Source organism: Halomonas sp. 707B3, assembly GCF_024158645.1.
Lineage (GTDB): Bacteria > Pseudomonadota > Gammaproteobacteria > Pseudomonadales > Halomonadaceae > Vreelandella > Vreelandella lionensis.
Genome location: NZ_JAMZBE010000016.1, coordinates 20,990 through 40,741, shown reverse-complemented (window position 1 = coordinate 40,741; position 19,752 = coordinate 20,990). Strand labels below are relative to the sequence as shown.

The 19,752-nt window shown below is 55.3% G+C and carries 19 protein-coding genes; 18 read left to right on the top strand and 1 reads right to left on the bottom strand.

The window, feature by feature from the left end; all coding sequences use genetic code 11:
• From mnmG to mgtE, 14 genes are all read left to right on the top strand, one after another.
• Positions 1-1,830, top strand: a 1,830-nt coding sequence (gene mnmG / locus BIS10_RS04050; protein WP_253502778.1) for a tRNA uridine-5-carboxymethylaminomethyl(34) synthesis enzyme MnmG, incomplete at its 5' end; no start/stop codon positions are given.
• On the top strand, positions 1,827-2,492 hold the full coding sequence (gene rsmG / locus BIS10_RS04045; protein WP_253502774.1) for a 16S rRNA (guanine(527)-N(7))-methyltransferase RsmG: 666 nt from the start codon (positions 1,827-1,829) through the stop codon (positions 2,490-2,492). The genes mnmG and rsmG, both read left to right, overlap by 4 nt.
• Positions 2,492-3,259, top strand: coding sequence for a ParA family protein (locus BIS10_RS04040; RefSeq protein ID WP_054640719.1), 768 nt, complete (start codon positions 2,492-2,494; stop codon positions 3,257-3,259). The genes rsmG and BIS10_RS04040 overlap by 1 nt, the downstream gene beginning before the upstream one ends.
• A gap of 55 nt (positions 3,260-3,314) precedes the next feature.
• A complete protein-coding gene (locus tag BIS10_RS04035; protein WP_253502773.1) occupies positions 3,315-4,244 on the top strand; it encodes a ParB/RepB/Spo0J family partition protein in 930 nt (309 codons plus the stop codon).
• Between the two features lie 238 nt (positions 4,245-4,482).
• Positions 4,483-4,830 (top strand): ATP synthase subunit I, encoded by a 348-nt coding sequence (locus tag BIS10_RS04030; RefSeq protein ID WP_253502770.1) that lies wholly within the window; start codon positions 4,483-4,485, stop codon positions 4,828-4,830.
• Positions 4,831-4,842: 12 nt separating this feature from the next.
• A complete protein-coding gene (atpB, locus tag BIS10_RS04025; RefSeq protein WP_172515718.1) occupies positions 4,843-5,670 on the top strand; it encodes a F0F1 ATP synthase subunit A in 828 nt (275 codons plus the stop codon).
• A gap of 79 nt (positions 5,671-5,749) precedes the next feature.
• Entirely contained in the window at positions 5,750-5,977 is a 228-nt protein-coding gene (gene atpE / locus BIS10_RS04020) for a F0F1 ATP synthase subunit C (RefSeq protein WP_038479860.1), read from the top strand.
• Positions 5,978-6,055: 78 nt separating this feature from the next.
• On the top strand, positions 6,056-6,526 hold the full coding sequence (locus BIS10_RS04015; RefSeq protein ID WP_044628601.1) for a F0F1 ATP synthase subunit B: 471 nt from the start codon (positions 6,056-6,058) through the stop codon (positions 6,524-6,526).
• Between the two features lie 11 nt (positions 6,527-6,537).
• Complete coding sequence (locus BIS10_RS04010; protein WP_172515149.1) at positions 6,538-7,074, top strand: F0F1 ATP synthase subunit delta; 537 nt, start codon at positions 6,538-6,540, stop codon at positions 7,072-7,074.
• 16 nt (positions 7,075-7,090) lie between these two features.
• Entirely contained in the window at positions 7,091-8,635 is a 1,545-nt protein-coding gene (gene atpA / locus BIS10_RS04005) for a F0F1 ATP synthase subunit alpha (RefSeq protein WP_253502767.1), read from the top strand.
• Between the two features lie 65 nt (positions 8,636-8,700).
• On the top strand, positions 8,701-9,588 hold the full coding sequence (gene atpG / locus BIS10_RS04000) for a F0F1 ATP synthase subunit gamma (RefSeq protein ID WP_253502764.1): 888 nt from the start codon (positions 8,701-8,703) through the stop codon (positions 9,586-9,588).
• Between the two features lie 76 nt (positions 9,589-9,664).
• Positions 9,665-11,044: a F0F1 ATP synthase subunit beta gene (gene atpD, locus BIS10_RS03995; RefSeq protein WP_253502761.1), complete on the top strand. Its 1,380-nt coding sequence runs from the start codon at positions 9,665-9,667 to the stop codon at positions 11,042-11,044.
• 24 nt (positions 11,045-11,068) lie between these two features.
• Positions 11,069-11,497: a F0F1 ATP synthase subunit epsilon gene (locus BIS10_RS03990; RefSeq protein WP_083022917.1), complete on the top strand. Its 429-nt coding sequence runs from the start codon at positions 11,069-11,071 to the stop codon at positions 11,495-11,497.
• Between the two features lie 125 nt (positions 11,498-11,622).
• The gene (mgtE, locus tag BIS10_RS03985; protein ID WP_253502758.1) at positions 11,623-13,005 is read left to right on the top strand and encodes a magnesium transporter; all 1,383 of its coding nucleotides are present in this window, start codon (positions 11,623-11,625) and stop codon (positions 13,003-13,005) included.
• Between the two features lie 7 nt (positions 13,006-13,012).
• Here mgtE and BIS10_RS03980 read toward each other — a convergent pair whose 3' ends face one another.
• The gene (locus BIS10_RS03980; protein ID WP_253502755.1) at positions 13,013-14,206 is read right to left on the bottom strand and encodes a cation diffusion facilitator family transporter; all 1,194 of its coding nucleotides are present in this window, start codon (positions 14,204-14,206) and stop codon (positions 13,013-13,015) included.
• Positions 14,207-14,393: 187 nt separating this feature from the next.
• Between BIS10_RS03980 and BIS10_RS03975 the strand changes: the two genes are divergently transcribed.
• From BIS10_RS03975 to glmS, 4 genes are all read left to right on the top strand, one after another.
• The gene (locus BIS10_RS03975; RefSeq protein WP_253502752.1) at positions 14,394-15,194 is read left to right on the top strand and encodes an undecaprenyl-diphosphate phosphatase; all 801 of its coding nucleotides are present in this window, start codon (positions 14,394-14,396) and stop codon (positions 15,192-15,194) included.
• Between the two features lie 28 nt (positions 15,195-15,222).
• Positions 15,223-16,341, top strand: coding sequence for an FAD:protein FMN transferase (locus BIS10_RS03970; RefSeq protein WP_253502749.1), 1,119 nt, complete (start codon positions 15,223-15,225; stop codon positions 16,339-16,341).
• A gap of 1 nt (position 16,342) precedes the next feature.
• Positions 16,343-17,728 (top strand): bifunctional UDP-N-acetylglucosamine diphosphorylase/glucosamine-1-phosphate N-acetyltransferase GlmU, encoded by a 1,386-nt coding sequence (gene glmU / locus BIS10_RS03965; RefSeq protein ID WP_253502746.1) that lies wholly within the window; start codon positions 16,343-16,345, stop codon positions 17,726-17,728.
• 73 nt (positions 17,729-17,801) lie between these two features.
• Positions 17,802-19,628 (top strand): glutamine--fructose-6-phosphate transaminase (isomerizing), encoded by a 1,827-nt coding sequence (gene glmS, locus BIS10_RS03960; RefSeq protein WP_253502743.1) that lies wholly within the window; start codon positions 17,802-17,804, stop codon positions 19,626-19,628.
• The last annotated feature ends 124 nt before the right edge of the window (positions 19,629-19,752 follow it).

Here is a 19,752-nt window from a genome sequence, read left to right as displayed (position 1 = left end):
GCTCGTATGGGCTGTCAAACCCTATTGCTAACCCACAACATCGAGACGCTTGGCCAAATGTCGTGCAATCCCGCCATTGGCGGCATCGGCAAAAGCCATTTGGTGAAAGAAATTGATGCGCTCGGCGGTACAATGGGGCTAGCCACGGATTTAGGCGGCATCCAGTTTCGTGTGCTCAACGCACGCAAAGGGCCAGCGGTGCGCGCAACCCGTGCCCAGGCCGACCGCATCCGCTACAAAGCCGCCATTCGCGGCATGCTGGAAAACCAGCCCAACCTGACGATTTTTCAGCAGGCGGCAGGTGATCTCATTGTGGATAACGACACCGTACGCGGCGTCGTGACTGAAACCGGCATTCGCTTTCACGCAGAATCCGTTGTGCTCTCAACCGGTACCTTCCTGGGTGGCGTTATCCACATCGGGTTGGATCAAAGCCGCGGAGGCCGCGCGGGTGACCCGCCCTCCAACGCGCTGGCAGAACGACTGCGTGCGTTGCCGTTTCATGTTGACCGGCTCAAAACCGGCACGCCGCCGCGTATCGATGCCAAAACCGTCGATTTTTCGCAGTTGGAAGAGCAGCCGGGTGATACCCCAACGCCGGTGATGTCTTACCTCGGCTCGCGGGAGATGCATCCCCAGCAGGTGAGCTGCCATATCGCGCACACCAACGAGCGCACCCACGAGATTATTCTGGGTAACTTGGATCGCTCGCCAATGTACTCTGGCGTGATTGAAGGGATCGGCCCGCGCTACTGCCCCTCGATTGAAGATAAAGTGCACCGCTTTGCCGACAAATCGAGCCATCAGGTGTTCATCGAGCCTGAAGGCCTGGATACCCACGAGCTCTATCCCAACGGCATCTCGACCTCGCTGCCGTTTGATGTGCAGCTGCAGGTGGTGCGCTCGATCAAAGGGTTAGAAAACGCACACATCACGCGTCCTGGCTATGCCATTGAGTACGATTTCTTTAATCCGCGGGATTTGAAACACTCGCTGGAAACCAAATTTATCCACAACCTGTTTTTTGCCGGACAAATCAACGGCACAACCGGTTATGAAGAAGCGGGTGCCCAGGGGCTACTGGCGGGCTTAAACGCCGCTCGCCGCGCTAAACAGCTCGACGCTTGGTACCCCCGCCGTGATGAAGCCTACCTCGGCGTTTTGGTAGACGACTTAATCACCATGGGCACCAAAGAGCCCTACCGCATGTTTACTTCGCGGGCGGAATACCGCCTGCTGCTGCGTGAAGATAATGCCGATCTGCGCCTGACCGAAAAAGGCCGCAAGCTAGGCTTAGTCGACGACACGCGCTGGGCAGCGTTTAGTCAAAAGCGCGAAGCCATCGAGCGGGAAACTGCACGCTTGGCCACCGCTTGGGTACAGCCCAATAGCCCGGCAGCGGAAAAAATCGCTGAAAAAACCGGCAGGCCGCTACCCCGAGAGTACTGCTTAAGCGATTTGTTGAAACGCCCTGAGCTGACGTATGCCGATATTACCTCGCTCCCCGGTATGGAAAGCGGTGATGTGCATGACGAAGCCGTGGCCGAACAGGTGCAAATTCAAGCCAAATATCAGGGCTATATTGATCGTCAGCAGGATGAGATCGATAAGCTTAAGCGTCATGAAGCTACGCCGCTGCCTGCGGAACTTGATTATCACCGGGTGGAAGGTCTCTCCAACGAGATTCGCCAAAAACTCAGCGACACCCGTCCTGAAACCCTTGCACATGCAGCCAGGATTTCTGGGGTAACGCCCGCAGCTATATCGATTCTGCTCGTGCATCTGAAAAAACGCCGCCTGATTACCAACGCCGAGGTGGCCAACGGATGAGTCGACTCCAGCCGCTGGTCAACAGCTTACCCAATGGCGTTGCACCACGACTTGATCAAGGCCTATCAGCGCTAGGGGTTGTGATTAGCGCTGAACAGAGAGAGCAGCTGCTTGGTTTACTGGCGCTGTTGCACAAGTGGAACCGGGCTTATAACCTCACCGCAGTGCGTGATGTTGAAGAAATGGTCTCGCGTCACGTACTGGATAGCGCCGCCGTTGCTCCCTACGTTCACGGCCCAACGCTGCTGGATGTGGGGGCAGGGCCTGGGTTACCCGGCTTAGTACTAGCGATTATGAAGCCCGAACTTCAGGTGACGCTGCTGGATAGCAATGGCAAGAAAGTCCGCTTCCAGCGCCAAGCGGTGATGGAGTTGGCGCTGACGAACGTGACGCCTACTCAGGCACGGGTAGAGCAGTTCGCCGGCCAGCACTTTGATCAGGTGATCTCACGTGCGTTTGCCAGTTTGGTGGATTTCGTGACACTAACGCGCCCCCTGCCATCTGCAAATGGTCAGTGGCTAGCAATGAAAGGCCCTGGTGCCGATGACGAGCTGCGTGACCTGCCGGAAGGCATTGAACTCAGCGAGCGCCACCTGTTGAATGTACCCTTTGAAACGGCCGAGCGGCAGCTGTTGATCCTGACCCCAAAAGGAGTTGAGTAGTGAGCCAGATCATTGCCCTGACCAACCAAAAAGGCGGCGTGGGCAAGACCACTTCAGCCGTTAACCTGGCCGCCAGCCTGGCTGCTCTTGATCGCCGCGTACTGCTGGTGGATTTGGACCCACAGGGCCATGCCAGCATGGGCAGCGGGATCGACAAGTACGATCTTGAGAAAAGCGTGCTGGACGTGTTGCTTGGTGAAGCCACTGCAGGCGAGGTTATCGTTCGCGGGCTGCCGGTTCACTACGACGTTCTACCCGGTAACGGCGACCTCACTGCAGCAGAAGTCGAATTACTGGATAGCGACCAGCGCCAAAGCCGCCTATCGCTCGCGCTCGCCAGCGTCGCGGACGATTACGACGTGGTGCTGATCGACTGCCCGCCGTCGCTGAATATGCTGACGGTGAACGCACTCACCGCCGCCCATGGCGTACTGATTCCGCTACAGTGTGAGTTTTACGCCCTAGAGGGGCTCTCCGCGTTGCTGGATACGGTGGAGCAGATCAAACAAAGCGTGAATCCTGAGCTTGCCGTCTCCGGGATTCTGCGCACCATGTACGATAAGCGCACCAGTCTCACCCGCGAAGTGGATAAGCAGCTACGCGACTTTTTCGGCGATGCGCTTTTGAAAACGACGATTCCGCGCAACGTGAAAGTCGCTGAAGCGCCAAGCCACGGCGTACCGGTCACCCAATACGCGCGTTTTTCGCGGGGTAGCCAAGCCTATCGCGTGCTGGCCAAAGAGATGATTCGGCGTCTGTCGTTGTAACGGTTGCCGCTGTAGCGTTCAAAGCACGTAACGTTAAAAGTACGAGGGAAAGCGAATGACGCGTAAACGCGTGCTAGGACGTGGCCTGGATGCCCTGATTGGTGCGGGCGCACGTCGTCGTGACAGTTTAGACCTGACCGGTGGCGCAACGCTTGAGAGCGCCGACGCCCCGGTGCCAGACGTGGCGGTAGATGACGCAATGGCTGAACGCCTGGAGCGTCTGCCACTTGGGCAACTGATGCGCGGAAAGTATCAGCCCCGCCGAGACATCCAGCCTGAAGCCCTGGAAGAGCTTGCCGACTCGATCCGTGCCCAAGGCGTGATGCAGCCCATCGTAGTGCGTCCGGTAGGTAAAGACCGCTATGAAATTATTGCCGGTGAGCGCCGCTGGCGCGCCGCGCAACTGGCCGAGCTGGACGTTATTCCGGCGGTCATACGCCATGTGAGTGATGAAGTCGCGCTGGCCTTAGCGCTGATTGAAAACATCCAGCGGGAAAATCTCAACGCCATTGAAGAAGCGATTGCGCTGAAGCGTTTGGGTGATGAATTTGAACTCACTCAGCAACAGATTGCCGATGCAGTGGGTAAGTCTCGTACCCAGGTTGCCAACTTGCTTCGTCTGCTGGCCCTCGACCCAGAGGTGCAAACCCTGCTAGAGCGGGGCGATTTAGATATGGGTCACGCTCGCGCACTGCTCTCGTTAAATAGTGCACAGCAGCGCCAAGTCGCCCACGAAGTGGTCAATAAAGACCTTACCGTGCGCGATACCGAAGCGCTGGTGAAAAAGGTGCAAACCCATCAGGCGCCTGTATCTTCTGCCAAGCAGTCAGCCAAAACACCCGATGTGGCCCGCTTAGAAACCCATCTGGGTGAGCTTCTCGGCGCGCCTGTTTCGATTGATCATGGTCAAAAAGGCAAAGGCCGAGTCACTATTCGTTATACAAGCCTTGAAGAGCTGGATGGAATTCTAGCGCATATTAAATAGCACGCTAATGAAAGATACGGCCTATTTTTAGCCCTTTGGTCGCAAGTCGATGCTGAAACGCGCGAATTCCGTGCAACTTCGGTTGAAGGTGTGATAGCGCTTCCCTATAATCGCGCAAGATTTGTGCAGGTTGGTATTAAGTCACCTACCTGCCAAAGCAATAATGGCCGTTCATTTGACGTACTGGGGAAATATGCAGCGAATTGAGACCCAGCGACGTAAAGCGTACATCATACGGTTGGCCATTATTCAACTGCTAGTGACGCTGATGGCTATGCTGCTTGCGTATTCATCGACACAGCTAGCGGGCGTGACCTCAGTACTGAAAGGCGCTCTTGTCGCATTGTTGCCACATGCCTTTTTTGTCTATCGGATGGGGTTTTTACATACGAACGTTTCTCAGCGGTCAGCGATGCTGCTGCGCGCCGAGGCAGGTAAGTTTGGTTTGACGGTGGCACTCTTTACAGCCGTATTTGTTGCCGTGCCCCCCTCAAACCCAGCTTTCTTTTTTAGCGCTTATGTCGCGATTGTTCTGACACATTGGCTGGCTCCATTGCTGATGCTAAGGCACCGCGCAACTAATTGAGGTGACATGTCTATGGCCGCAGGTAACGAAGTCTCAACGACTTACTATATCCAGCACCACTTGCAGAATTTAACCTTTGGTAAGCACCCAGAGAATGGCTGGTCGTTGGCGCACTCTGCTGAAGAAGCAAGTGAAATGGGCTTTTGGGCGATCCACTTGGATACCATGGGCTGGTCGATTGCCATGGGCTTGCTGTTCATTTTCCTATTCCGTAAAGCCGGTAAAATGGCGACTACTGGGGTGCCTGGCGGTTTGCAAAACGCCGTTGAGATGGTCTTCGAGTTCGTAGAAGACATGATTAAGGGCGCGTTCAAGGGGCACAATCCTATTATTGCCCCTCTAGCGCTGACGCTGTTCGTGTGGATTCTCTTCATGAACACGCTGAAAATCATTCCGGTCGATTACTTTCCGGTGTTGTTCAGCAAGTTAGGCGTCGATTATATGAAAATCGTGCCGACAACAGACGTTAACGCCACCCTAGGCTTAGCGTTGGGCGTCTTTGGCCTCATTCTCTACTACAGCTTCAAAGTGAAAGGCGTAGGTGGATTTGCCAAGGAGCTGTCGTTGACGCCGTTCAACCATTGGGCGCTGATTCCTTTCAACCTGTTGCTTGAAATTGTCGCTCTGTTGGTGAAGCCGTTCAGCTTGGCAATGCGTCTATTCGGCAACATGTTTGCGGGTGAAGTTATCTTCATTCTGATTGCCATGCTGCCGTTCTGGGCAATTTGGTTGTTGGATGTGCCGTGGGCCATTTTCCATATCCTGATCGTTGTCCTACAGGCATTCATTTTTACTGTTCTGTCCGTGGTGTACCTCAGTGCTGCTCACGAGCATCACTAAGCGCACCGCTTGCGTGAGATTAACCCTTAACCTTAACCCTCAACCTTGCACTTAAACTTGAAAAACTAGGAGCATTACCATGGAACTTATCTACATTGCTGCCTCCATCATGATCGGCTTGGGCGCTTTGGGCACCGGTATCGGTTTCGCTATCCTCGGTGGCAAACTGATCGAGTCTACTGCTCGTCAACCTGAGCTGGGCGACCAACTGCAGACCAAAACCTTCCTGATGGCCGGTCTGCTGGACGCCGTTCCGATGATCGGTGTTGGTATCGCGATGTACCTGATCTTCGTTGTTGCCGGTTAATGATTGCATCGCCGAGCGGCTAACCCGCTCGGTTTTGTTTCACTCCGGTCGCCACGAAATTGTCAGAGGTACATCCCTGTGAATATCAACATGACGCTTATCGGGCAGACGATCGCCTTCGCGATCTTTGTCTGGTTTTGCATAAAGTATGTGTGGCCTCCGATCAGCAACGCGCTTCATGAGCGTCAGAAAAAGATTGCTGATGGCTTGGACGCAGCCAGCCGTGCGACTCGCGACCTTGAGCTAGCTCAAGAGCGCGCTGAGCAAACGCTGCGTGAAAGCAAGGAGCAGGCTTCTCAAATTCTCGAGCAAGCCAACAAGCGCTCTGCTCAAATGATCGAAGAAGCACGCGAACAGGCTCGCGCTGAAGGCGAACGCCTGATGGCAAGCGCTCGTTCCGAAATTGAGCAAGAAGTGAATCGTGCAAAAGACGAGCTTCGTGCCCAGGTTTCTCACCTCGCCATCCTTGGTGCCGAGCGTGTATTAGAAGCTTCGGTCGACGAGAAAGCACATCGCAAGTTACTTGATGAGCTTGCTGCTGAACTGTAAGGAGGTGACCCATGGCGGAATTACTTACCGTCGCTCGTCCTTACGCTAAGGCGGCGTTTGAATACGCGCGTGATCATGAGGCGCTTGATAGCTGGTCTCAGGCGCTTAGTTTTTTAAGCGCTGCGGTTGCTAACAGCGACTTTCGTCGCTTGATGGGCAGTCCAAAACTTGAGAATGACAAAAAAGTAGCGCTGCTTTCCGATATGTTGCCGGAACAGCAGAACGATGATTTGTCACGCTTTTTGGATACCTTGGCCGACCAAGGTCGCCTGACGGCACTGCCCTTTATCGCTGAACAGTTCGAGTACCTGCGTGCCGAACATGAACAGCGTGTTGAAGTGACCGTTACGTCCGCCTATGAGCTGGACGGCGAACAGCAGACCAAGCTAGCAGACGCGCTCAAGAAACGTTTGAATCGCGAAATCTCCATTACTACTCAGGTGGACAAGTCGCTTATTGGCGGTGTCATCCTGCGTGCCGGCGATACCGTCATTGACGGTTCGGTGCGTGGTCGATTGAACCGCCTTTCTGAAGCACTGACCGCTTGAGTCTGAGGGACATGGCATGCAGCAACTGAATCCTTCCGAGATCAGCGACATCATCAAGCAGCGAATTGAGAAGCTTGACGTCGCATCCGAAGCCCGTAATCAGGGCACCATCGTCAGCGTTTCCGACGGTATCGTGAAAATTCACGGCCTCGAAGACGCGATGTTTGGTGAAATGATCGAATTCCCGAACAGCATCTTCGGCATGGTACTGAACCTGGAGCGTGACTCCGTCGGTGCTGTTGTCCTGGGTGACTACCTACAGCTTGAAGAAGGCATGACCGCTCAGTGTACCGGTCGCATTCTGGAAGTTCCGGTAGGCCCTGAGCTGATTGGTCGCGTTGTCGACGCGCTGGGTAACCCCATCGACGGCAAAGGCGATATCAACGCTAAACTGACCGACGCGGTAGAAAAAGTAGCGCCTGGCGTTATTACCCGTCAGTCCGTTGACGAGCCGATCCAAACTGGTCTGAAATCCATCGACGCCATGGTGCCAATCGGTCGTGGTCAGCGTGAGCTGATCATCGGTGACCGTCAGATTGGTAAATCCGCCATTGCCATCGATGCGATCATCAACCAGAAAGGCAAAGGCGTGACCTGTGTCTACGTCGCGATCGGTCAGAAGCAGTCGACCATTGCTAACGTGGTGCGCAAGCTAGAAGAGCACGGCGCGATGGATCACACCATCGTTGTAGCTGCAGGCGCTGCCGATCCGGCACCGATGCAGTTCCTGGCCGCCTACTCTGGCTGCACCATGGGTGAATATTTCCGCGATCGCGGTGAAGACGCACTGATTGTCTATGACGATCTTTCCAAGCAGGCTGTTGCCTACCGCCAGGTATCGCTGCTGCTGCGTCGTCCGCCGGGCCGTGAAGCTTACCCGGGTGACGTTTTCTATCTCCACTCACGTCTGCTGGAGCGCGCTGCGCGCGTTAACGCTGACTACGTTGAGAAGTTCACCAACGGTGAAGTGACAGGCAAAACCGGTTCCTTGACCGCACTGCCGATCATCGAAACACAAGGTGGTGACGTATCGGCATTCGTACCGACCAACGTTATCTCTATCACCGATGGTCAGATCTTCCTGGAAACCAACCTGTTTAACTCCGGTATTCGTCCGGCGATTAACGCAGGTCTCTCGGTTTCTCGTGTAGGTGGTGCTGCGCAGACCAAAATCATCAAGAAGCTGGGTGGCGGTGTTCGTCTGGCCCTGGCTCAGTACCGCGAACTGGCGGCGTTCTCGCAGTTTGCCTCTGACCTTGATGAAGCCACGCGTAAGCAGCTTGAGCACGGTCAACGTGTTACCGAACTGATGAAGCAGAAGCAGTACTCGCCGATGTCAGTTGCAGAAATGGCGCTGTCTCTGTACGCCGCTAACGAAGGTTACCTGGATGACGTGAGCGTCGATAAGGTGCTGGACTTCGAACGTGCTCTGCACGATTACATGAAGTCTGAGCACAGCGAACTGCTCGATAAGATCAACCAGACCGGCGACTACAACGGCGAGATTCAGGACGGCTTGAAGTCAGGTCTCGAGAAGTTCAAGGCGACTCAGAGCTGGTAATGTCCGGCCCGCCTGCGGGCGGGCTTGCATGCTTTCTGAGAGCCACGAACGAAAGGTAGATCGCTATGGCAGCTGCAAAAGAGATACGCACCCAGATCGGGAGCATTAAAAATACGCAGAAGATTACCAGTGCCATGGAAATGGTAGCTGCATCGAAAATGCGTAAAGCGCAAGATCTGATGAAGGCTGGCCAGCCGTACGCCAAGCAGATTCGTAACGTGGTAGGCCACATTGCTGACGCAAACCCCGAGTACAAGCACGACTATATGGTCGAGCGTAGCGAGGTAAAGCGCGTTGGTTATATCGTGGTTTCCACCGACCGTGGCCTGTGTGGCGGCTTAAACGTCAACCTGTTCAAGGCAGTGGTGAAAGACGCTGTTGCCTGGAAACAGCAAGGCGCTGAGCTGGACTTCTGCGCCCTCGGCTCGAAGGCTGGTGCCTTCTTCCGCAATTATGGTGGCAATCTAATTGCTGCAAAAAGCGGATTAGGGGAAGCACCAACCGTTGAGGGTCTGATCGGTAGCATTAAGGTGATGCTCGAAGCGTACGATGAAGGACGCCTAGACCGCCTGTACGTGGTGTATAACGAATTTGTTAACACCATGACGCAGCGGCCAGTAGTGCGTCAGCTTCTTCCTCTGTCGTCCGATATGGGCGCAGACGCTAAGCATGACAAAGAAAACGCCCGTCCCGGAAGCTGGGACTACCTGTATGAACCGGATGCCAAGGCGTTGCTAGACAGCCTGTTGGTTCGATTCATCGAATCGCAGGTGTATCAGGCGGTAGTCGAGAACGGTGCGTGTGAACAGGCCGCCCGAATGATCGCTATGAAGAGTGCCACTGATAACGCGGGCAACCTGATCGACGATCTGGAGATGGTTTATAACAAGGCCCGTCAGGCCGCCATCACCCAGGAAATTTCCGAGATCGTCGGCGGCGCTTCAGCCGTATAACGCCTAGGGAGCCTGCCATCGCTTAGGTGGCTCCCGGCAGACAGGTTTCATTTGCAGGTTTTTGAGAGGAACCAAGATGAGCGGACGTATCGTACAAATCATCGGCGCGGTGATTGACGTAGAGTTTCCGCGGGACTCTGTGCCCAAGGTCTACGACGCGCTGAAGGTCTCCGATGTTGAGACCATCCTCGAAGTCCAGCAGCAGCTGGGCGACGGCGTAGTACGCGCCATTGCCATGGGCTCCACTGAGGGCTTAAAGCGTGGCATGGACGTGACCAGCACAGGTGCTGCGATTTCCGTACCAGTGGGTAAGGAAACGCTAGGTCGCATCATGAACGTGCTCGGCGAGCCGATTGATGAAGCTGGCCCGATCGGCGAGCAAGAGCGCATGCCGATCCACCGTAAAGCACCGAGCTATGCCGACCAAGCAGCCTCTAACGAGCTGCTGGAAACCGGTATCAAAGTAATCGATCTGGTTTGCCCCTTCGCGAAAGGCGGTAAAGTCGGTCTGTTCGGCGGTGCGGGTGTTGGTAAAACCGTTAACATGATGGAGCTTATCCGCAACATCGCTACCGAGCACAGCGGCTACTCTGTATTCGCCGGTGTAGGTGAGCGTACGCGTGAGGGTAACGACTTCTATCATGAAATGACCGAATCCAACGTTATCGATAAGGTAGCGCTGGTCTATGGTCAGATGAACGAGCCGCCCGGCAACCGTCTGCGCGTGGCGCTGACCGGTCTAACCATCGCTGAGAAATTCCGTGATGAAGGCCGTGACGTTCTGCTGTTCGTCGATAACATCTACCGTTACACCCTGGCCGGTACCGAAGTATCTGCCCTGTTGGGTCGTATGCCGTCTGCGGTAGGTTATCAGCCGACACTGGCCGAAGAGATGGGCGTTCTGCAGGAACGTATCACCTCTACGAAAACCGGTTCTATCACTTCCGTACAGGCCGTTTACGTTCCTGCGGATGACTTGACCGACCCGTCGCCGGCGACCACCTTCTCCCACCTTGATGCGACCGTGGTACTGGCGCGTTCAATCGCTGAGCTGGGTATCTACCCCGCGATTGACCCGCTGGACTCCACTTCACGTCAGTTGGATCCGCTGGTCGTAGGCGAAGAGCACTATGATGTTGCTCGTGGCGTTCAGAACGTTCTGCAGCGTTACAAGGAACTGAAGGACATCATCGCGATTCTGGGTATGGACGAGCTGTCTGATGAAGACAAGCTGGCCGTTGCCCGCGCGCGTAAAATCCAGCGCTTCCTGTCGCAGCCGTTCTTCGTAGCCGAGGTCTTCACTGGTTCGCCCGGTAAATATGTGTCGCTGAAAGACACTATCCGTGGCTTCCAGGGCATCCTTGCAGGCGAGTACGACAACCTGCCGGAACAGGCCTTCTACATGGTCGGCTCCATCGACGAAGCTGTCGAGAAAGCCAACCAGATGAAGAAGTAATCCCGTCCATTAGGGGGATTCGCTATGGCGAATAGCTTCACTTGCAATATCGTCAGCGCTGAAGATTCCATCTTCTCAGGTACTGTCGAGATGGTGGTAGCTGCAGGGATTATGGGTGACCTCGGCATTTTGCCGGGGCACACCCCGCTGCTGACCGAGCTTCAGCCAGGCCCGGTTCGCGTGATCCACGATGATGGCAAGGAAGAAAACTTCTTTGTCTCTGGCGGCTTCATGGAAGTCCAGCCTACCGTTGTCACGATCCTTGCCGACGCAGCGACCCGTGCCAGCGACCTTGATGAGGCCGCGGCGGAAGAAGCGCGTCAGCAGGCGCTGAAAGCCTTTAACGACAAGTCATCGGAGCTGGATTATACCCGCGCTGCCGCTGAACTTGCCGAAGCCGTTGCCCAGCTGCGAACGATTCAGCAGCTGCGCAAAAAGGCGGGTAAAGGCTAACAACACGCTGCGCGTGAACAAAACGCTCCTTGAGCCCGTAATAGGGTTTAAGGGGCGTTTTTTTTGTCCGATATTAAAGCATACGATTAGCAGTATGGCGCTTGCCTGCACACAAGGAGATGGCGATGGCACTAAACGAAGAAGCCCTACAGGCATTAAAAAGTGAGCTGCTGAAAGAGCTTACCCAGGAAGCGCCGAATAAAACACAGCTGGCCGAACGGCTAGCGGAAATTCGATCAGCAGATATTGGCGATGTCTTAGAAGAGCTAATTGAGGAGGATGACGAGCTTGACGCCGCGCTTGCCTTGCTGGCGATTCTCTCCGCCGAGCGGGCGGCCAACGTGTTGGGCTACCTGCCGGGAGAAAGCCAGCTTGAGGTGGTCGGGAAGTTATCCGATACCCAAGTGCTCAAACTGCTGGAAGAGATGGGCTCCGATGAGCGGGCGGACTTGTTCAACCTGCTAGGGGAAGATCGCCGTGAAGCGCTGTTGCGTCGTATGGCGCACCAAGAGCGAGAAGATTTAAAGCGCCTCGCCAGCTATGAGGAAGGTACGGCCGGCGCCATCATGACCTCTGACTATGTAGCCATAGCCAGTGGCATGACGGTGTCGCAAGCGATGATGCGCGTGCGCCAAACCGCCCCTGATGCAGAAACGGTCTACCAGCTTTACGTGCTGGATAATGACGGCCAACTGATCGGTACCATGTCGCTGCGCCAACTGATGGTCGCGCGCCCTGGGGCGTTGGTGGATGACATCATGATCAAAGATGTCATCAAAACCCCTGTGGATAAAGCGCAGGAGGAGGTGGCGAGAATTGTGGCTCGGTACGACTTGCTGGCGCTGCCCGTGGTTGATGCCGATGGCCGTATGGTAGGCATCGTGACTCACGATGATGCCATGGATGTTGCTGAGTCAGAGGCCACCGAAGATATCCACAAAGGGATGTCCATCGGGCAGTTGGAAGATGGCGTTAGCCGGGTGCGGTTGTGGAGCCTTTATCGCAAGCGGGTGTTCTGGCTGGTGCTGTTAGTATTTGCCAACCTCTTTTCGGGAGCGGGCATTGCATATTTTGAGGACACTATTGCGGCACAGGTAGCGCTAGTGTTCTTTTTACCCTTACTGATTGGCAGCGGTGGTAACGCGGGTGCGCAGGCCGCCACGCTGATGGTGCGCGGCATGGCCACTGGCGATATCGGCGTGAAAGACTGGAGCAAGATGCTCGGGCGCGAGCTGTTGGTAGCTGGCTCATTAGGGTTGACTATGGCGGTTGCCGTGGCCCCCATCGGTATTTTTCGCGGAGGCGAAGCGGTGGCCATCATCGTCGCGCTGAGCATGGTCACCATCGTGCTGTTTGGCAGCATGATCGGCATGTGCTTACCGTTCGTACTGGAGCGTTTTAAGGTGGACCCCGCCACCGCCTCGGCGCCGCTGGTCACCACACTGATTGATGCTTCTGGGGTACTGATTTACTTCAGTATCGCCACGGCCATATTGTCAGGCGTTTAGGAGAGGCTTAACGCATGGCGCTGCTGGCCGCGCGGGTAATAAATAGTACTTCCACATGACCAAGCCACTCAATATCGCTAGCCAGCGCTTTTAGCTGGCTGGCCAAGCATTGAGGCGGTTGGTGAACCGCATCGCCAATAATCAGCGATACCGATACCTTATCTTCTAAGTAGTGGAGCTGTAGCTCGTTCAGCGTGCGCCATACCGGATGTTTGTACCAGCGCTCGTTCAGCGCCGCTTCCACTTCTGGACGCAGCGGCAGGCCGGGCAAGCGGCTGGGGTCGCCTTCGCCGGCGTCATCTTCCGGGTCGACGTGGAAGATCACGTCGGTCAATAAAGGAAATTCGTGACGCAGGCGACGGCTCACTTCGTTTCCGATTTCATGGGCTTCCGACACGGTGATCTTCGGTCCCACCACCACATGCAGGTCGACCATCACCCAGCCTGCAGATTGGCGTGTGCGCAGATCGTGTACGCTATCCACCCCAGGTACGCTGCGGGCGACATCGTGCATCTGCTGCTGAATGTCTTCTGGAAGGGCAGTATCCACCAGTTCTCGGGCCGACTCCCACAGCAAATCCCAGCCCACTTTACCGACCAGCAGCCCTACGATGATAGCGGCCACGGCATCTAGCCAGCCTAAGCCAAACTGGGCACCCACCAAGGCGACCAGCACTACCGCTGTTGAAAGCGCATCGCTGCGCGAGTGCCAGGCATTGGCCTCCAGCAGTTTGGACTTCACCCGTTTAGCCACTCGCATGGTATAGCGGAAAATCCACTCTTTGCTGAGTAGCGCGAGCACGGTGATGCCAATGGCTATCATGCCGGGAGCGTTGACTTCGGCACCGCTAAACAGGCGATCCAGGCTCGACCAGGCGATGCCCCCGGCCACGAAGATCAGCACGCTGCCCAATAGCAGGGTCGTGAGAGTTTCGATTCGGCCGTGGCCGTAGTGGTGATCGTTATCTGGCTCCTGGCGGCCATAGTGGATGGCAGCCAGTACAAAACCATCGGTGACAAGATCAGAGAGCGAGTGAATACCATCGGCAATCAGCGCAGCAGAGCCGACAAAAAAACCGACGGCGACTTTGATTATGCTCAGCAAACCGTCCAGCCAAGCGCCGATATAGGTTACGCGCTTAGCCTCTTGGCTATCTAACTCGCGATTGGGAACCACTGGCGTTTCTACGGTCTGAGTCATGAGGTACCTTGCAGGGACGCACACTTCTAATAGGCGCCTATTGTAGCTTACCGTTGCATAAGCTCTATACCTTCTTATGAATTTGCGCGCTTCACCGGTGCGGACAATGAATGGCTGGATGTGTATCCTAAGCGCCGCTGCAGGTGCTTACACATCATTTAATGACGTAATACAGACAGGATGACCTATGGATTGGCTCCAAGTGGTGGTATTGGCGGTGGTGCAAGGGCTCACTGAATTCCTTCCTATTTCTAGCTCTGCCCACCTCATTTTGGTGCCGGTGCTGACCACCTGGGAAGATCAAGGTCTTGCCTTCGATGTCGCCCTGCATTTGGGCAGTTTAAGCGCTGTCGTGATCTATTTTCGCCAGGAAATTTGGAAAATGGTTGTCAGCAGCCTAACCGCGGTGAAAGGAAAGGGTGTCGATGAAGACGCGCGGCTAGCTTTTTGGGTCACCATTGCCACGCTACCAGTATGTGTCGTCGGCTTTTTACTCCATGATCTTATTTCCGGCTATATGCGCTCCACTTTAATTATCGGCATTAGCCTGATTGCCTTCGGGCTACTGCTGGGCTATGCCGATTGGAAAATGCGCGGCACCCGCAGCGAGTATCAACTGACCCTAAAAGATGTACTGATCATCGGCGGCGCTCAGGTGCTGGCGCTGATTCCAGGTACGTCGCGCTCGGGCATCACCATGACCGCTGCCCTGATGGTGGGTATGAACCGTGAAGGGGCGGCGCGCTTCTCGTTTTTACTTTCAATTCCGGTGATTGTTCTGGCGGGCGGGCTTGAGGCGGTGAAACTATTGAAAGCGCCTCACTTAATTGATGTACCCGCTATGCTAGTAGGGGCGCTGTTATCAGGAATCAGCGCATATGTATGTATTCATTACTTCTTAGTGGTAATTAAAAAGCTGGGGATGCAGCCGTTCGTGGCGTATCGGGTGCTGTTTGGTGCTTGGCTACTGTGGTTTTTTCACTTTTAACCCGGCGCGTTTTATTTAAGGAAATTGGATGAAGGGCTATCAAACCGCGCTTGGGCGTGTGGGAGTCGTGGCGCTGGTGGGCGTTTTGCTGGCGGGCTGTTCAGAAAATGATCGGCCGCTGGAGTCACCGGTGCGCTTTGAAGGCGGTATTTTTGGCACCTATTATCAAATTACTCTGGTCGACCCGCTGACGCAGGGCGAAGCCAATGCTTTGGAAGAGGGCATATTGGCCGAGATGGAAGACGTTGACCAAGCGATGTCGACCTACCGTGACGATTCAGAACTAGTCGCCTTTAACGACGCGCCGCTCAACGAGTGGCAGCCGCTCTCTAACGAGCTGATCGAAGTGCTGGCGATAAGCCGCTCGGTGGCGGAAGCCAGCGAGGGGGCGTTTGATATCACCATTGGCGACGTAGTGAATTTATGGAGCTTTGGTCCTGAAGCGCGGCCAGAAGAGGTGCCCAGCGAGGCCGAGTTAAGCGAGCGCATGGCCACGATTGGGTTCGATGCAGTCGAGGTGGATACCCAGCGGATGCAGGCGCGTCGCCTCCGGGATGTATTTGCTGATCTTTCTGGGGTAGCCAAAGGCCACGCTACCGACCGCGTTGCCGCCTACCTGGACCAGCAAAAAATTGAAAACTATTTGGTCAATATTGGCGGTGGGCTGGTTGCCCGTGGCTACCGCGACATTGAAGCGCAAACACCCTGGCGCATTGGTATTGAAGTACCACAAAGCGGGGTACCGGAAGCGCAACATGTGATTGCGTTGGAGGGCATGTCGGTGGCTACCTCCGGTGATTACCGTAACTACTTTGAAGTCGACGGTGAGCGCTTTTCCCATCTTCTGGACCCGCGCACCGGGCGGCCCATTAAGCACCAGCTCGCCTCGGTCTCTGTGTTTCATCCCTCAAATGCCTGGGCAGATGCCTGGGCGACGGCGCTCACCGTAGTAGGCAGTGAAAAAGGTATGCAGCTCGCGGTAGAGAATAACCTGAATATTTTAATGCTAGTGAAAGATGGGGAGAGCTGGCGCAGCCTCGCCAGTCCGGCATTCGTCAACTATTTTGGTGAAGCGCTGGTGAATGAACTGGGAATTGAGCCTTGGGCGACGTCCACTGCGAATCGCCAAACGGAGACAGGTGAATAACATGCACGACCTCGATATCGTCATTCTTGCGGCGGGTAAAGGCACACGAATGCGTTCACAGCTGCCCAAAGTGCTGCATACGCTGGCGGGCAAACCCATGGTGCAGCACGTGCTGGAAACGGCCAGCGGCCTGAACCCCAGCCGAACCCATGTGGTAATTGGCCATGGGGCGGACCAACTGCGAGAAGCGTTGATAGAGCACGAGGTGTCGTTTGCGCTGCAGGAAGAGCAGAAGGGCACCGGCCATGCAGTAGCACAAGCCCAGGCTCAGTTAGGTAGCGGCATCGTATTGGTGCTGTACGGCGACGTCCCTCTCATTCGTCGCGATACGCTGGCCAACTTGCTGGCCCATGTCGATGAACAGCATATGGGCCTGTTGACCGTCACGTTAGATGACCCTAGCGGCTACGGCCGTATTGTGCGTGACAGTGATGGTCAGGCCGTGGCGATTGTTGAGCAGAAGGATGCCAACGACGAGCAGTTAGCGATTACTGAGTGCAACACTGGCATTATGGCCATGACCAGTGCTCAACTGAAGCGCTGGCTGCCCCAGCTTTCCGCAGAAAACGCCCAGGGCGAGTACTACCTGACCGATGTGATCGCCATGGCGGCCAGTGAAGGCGTCAAGGTAGCAACGGCGCAGCCCCATAACGCCACTGAAGTGGAAGGGGTTAATAACCGCTTGCAAATGGCCCGCTTAGAGCGCGCTTACCAGCAGCAGATAGCTGAAACATTGATGGCGCAAGGTGTTGCCTTGGCCGACCCAACAAGAATTGATGTACGCGGTAAGCTTACCTGTGGCCATGATGTATTCATCGATGTGGGCTGCGTATTTGAAGGCAATGTAGAGCTTGGCGAAGGAGTGCGGGTAGGCCCTTACTGTGTCATCAAAAACAGCACCATCGGCGCAGAGAGCGAAATTAACAGCCATAGTGTTATCGACACGACAGTGGCGGCAGGCCTCAACCAAATTGGACCCTTTGCACGGCTTCGCCCCGGTACGCGCTTAGCCGTGAAAGCCAAAGTGGGCAACTTTGTGGAAACCAAAAATGCTGACGTTGGTGAAGGCAGCAAGATTAACCACTTAAGCTACGTCGGCGATGCTCGCCTTGGCCGCGATGTCAACGTTGGCGCAGGCACTATTACCTGTAATTACGATGGCGCTAACAAGCACCATACCGAGATTGGTGATAATGCCTTTATCGGCTCTAACACGGCGTTGGTAGCGCCCGTCTCGGTTGGTAAAGGGGCCACTGTCGGGGCGGGGTCAACGATTGCTAAAGACGTCACCGATTACGCCTTAGCCGTCTCTCGTAGCCGCCAGTTAGAAAAAGTTGATTGGCCACGCCCTAGTAAAGTTAAAAAGCCTAGTGCTAAGAATCATTAAAAAGCCGTATTCATCTATCAGCGCCGCCGTTTTACCGTTGCGCGGACTGGTTAAGTAGCTTAGGAGAAGAACTATGTGTGGCATCGTCGCGGCGGTTGCGCAGCGTAATGTGCAGGGAATTTTGCTGGAAGGGCTTAAGCGCTTGGAATATCGCGGTTATGACTCCTCTGGCATGACGGTGCTTAACGATGGAACGCTCACGCGGCGCCGTGCTTTGGGGAAAGTGGCTGCGTTGGAAGCGCAGCTAGAGACCGCGGCGCTACCGGGTAGCTGCGGAATTGCCCATACCCGCTGGGCGACCCATGGAAAACCCTCCGAAGCTAACGCTCACCCACACCACAGCAGCGACAACGTTGCCGTAGTGCATAACGGCATTATCGAAAACTACGAAAAGATTAAAGAGACCCTGCAAGCCAGAGGTTATGCCTTTACGTCAGAAACCGATACTGAAGTGATCGCCCACTTACTGGCTGAAAAACTGGCGGCTGGGCTTACGCTGTTTGATGCTACTCAAGAGATTGTCAGTGGTTTAGGAGGGGCCTATGCCCTGGGCGTCATGAGCGCTGCTGAACCCGGCGTTGTGGTAGGTGCACGCCAGGGCAGCCCGCTTGTGGTAGGCGTAGGTATTGATGAGACATTTTTAGCTTCCGACCCGCTGGCGCTGCTGCAGGTAACCGACCGCTTTATCTACCTGGAAGAGGGGGATTTGGTCGAGCTGCGGGAGCATGGCGATATCCGTATTGTCGATCGCAAAGGAAACAGGGTAGAGCGGCCCATCCATACCTTTGAGCATGGCGATGGCGCGGCCAGTAAAGGCGAGTACCGCCACTACATGCTCAAAGAGATCTTTGAGCAGCCTAAGGTGATCGAGGCGGCACTAGAGGGGCGGCTTAGTGCCAGCAGCGTGTTGGTAGAGAGCTTTGGGCCAGATGCCCAGGCGCTGTTTCAGAAAACACGCCAAGTGCACATCATCGCCTGCGGCACCAGCTACCATGCGGGCTTGGTGGCACGCTACTGGCTGGAGCGCTACGCCGGGGTACCGGTGCAGGTAGAGGTCGCCTCCGAGTACCGCTATCGCCACCCGGTCGTACCGGAAGGGACGCTGTTTGTGACGCTCTCCCAATCGGGGGAAACCGCCGACACCCTAGCGGCGCTACGCTTTGCACAAACGCTGAACTATGTTGGCTCGCTGGCTATTTGTAACGTACCTGGCAGCTCGCTGGTGCGCGAGTCGGATATGTCGCTAATGACCCGGGCAGGCCCCGAAATTGGCGTGGCCTCGACGAAAGCGTTTACCACTCAGCTTATTGCGCTGATGCTGCTCACGCTGGCTGTGAGCAAAGCCAAAGGACAGGCCGATTATCCAGATATCGTCGCCGCACTGCGTACGCTTCCTGATGTATGCCAACGTGTGTTGGCGCTAGACAGCCAAATCGAAACGCTTTCCCAGGCGTTTGCCGAAAAAAATCATGCGCTCTTTTTGGGCCGTGGTGCCCACTATCCAATTGCCCTTGAAGGCGCGCTGAAGTTAAAAGAAATCTCCTACATTCATGCCGAAGCGTATCCTGCCGGGGAGCTAAAGCACGGCCCGCTGGCATTGGTGGATAGCGAGATGCCGGTTATTTCAGTTGCCCCGAATGATGATCTGCTCGAAAAACTGAAATCCAACCTCCAAGAAGTCCGCGCCCGCGGCGGCCAGCTATTTGTATTTGCCGACAAGGAGGTCGGCATTAGCCCCGAAGATGATATCCGCGTTCTGGAGCTGCCCTATGTGCATGAAGCACTGGCACCGTTGCTCTATACTCTGCCGCTGCAGCTATTGAGCTACCATGTTGCGGTATTAAAAGGCACTGATGTGGATCAACCGCGTAATCTTGCAAAGAGTGTGACCGTCGAATAAGTGCCGTGTCACAATTAATAACAGTTAGTCAGCATAAAGCGCTTTACAAGATGCGGCAAAAGGCCGCATCTTATGCGCAATCGCTGCGTTGCAGCACATAGTTAGTGTGCTTATTATCGTGGCG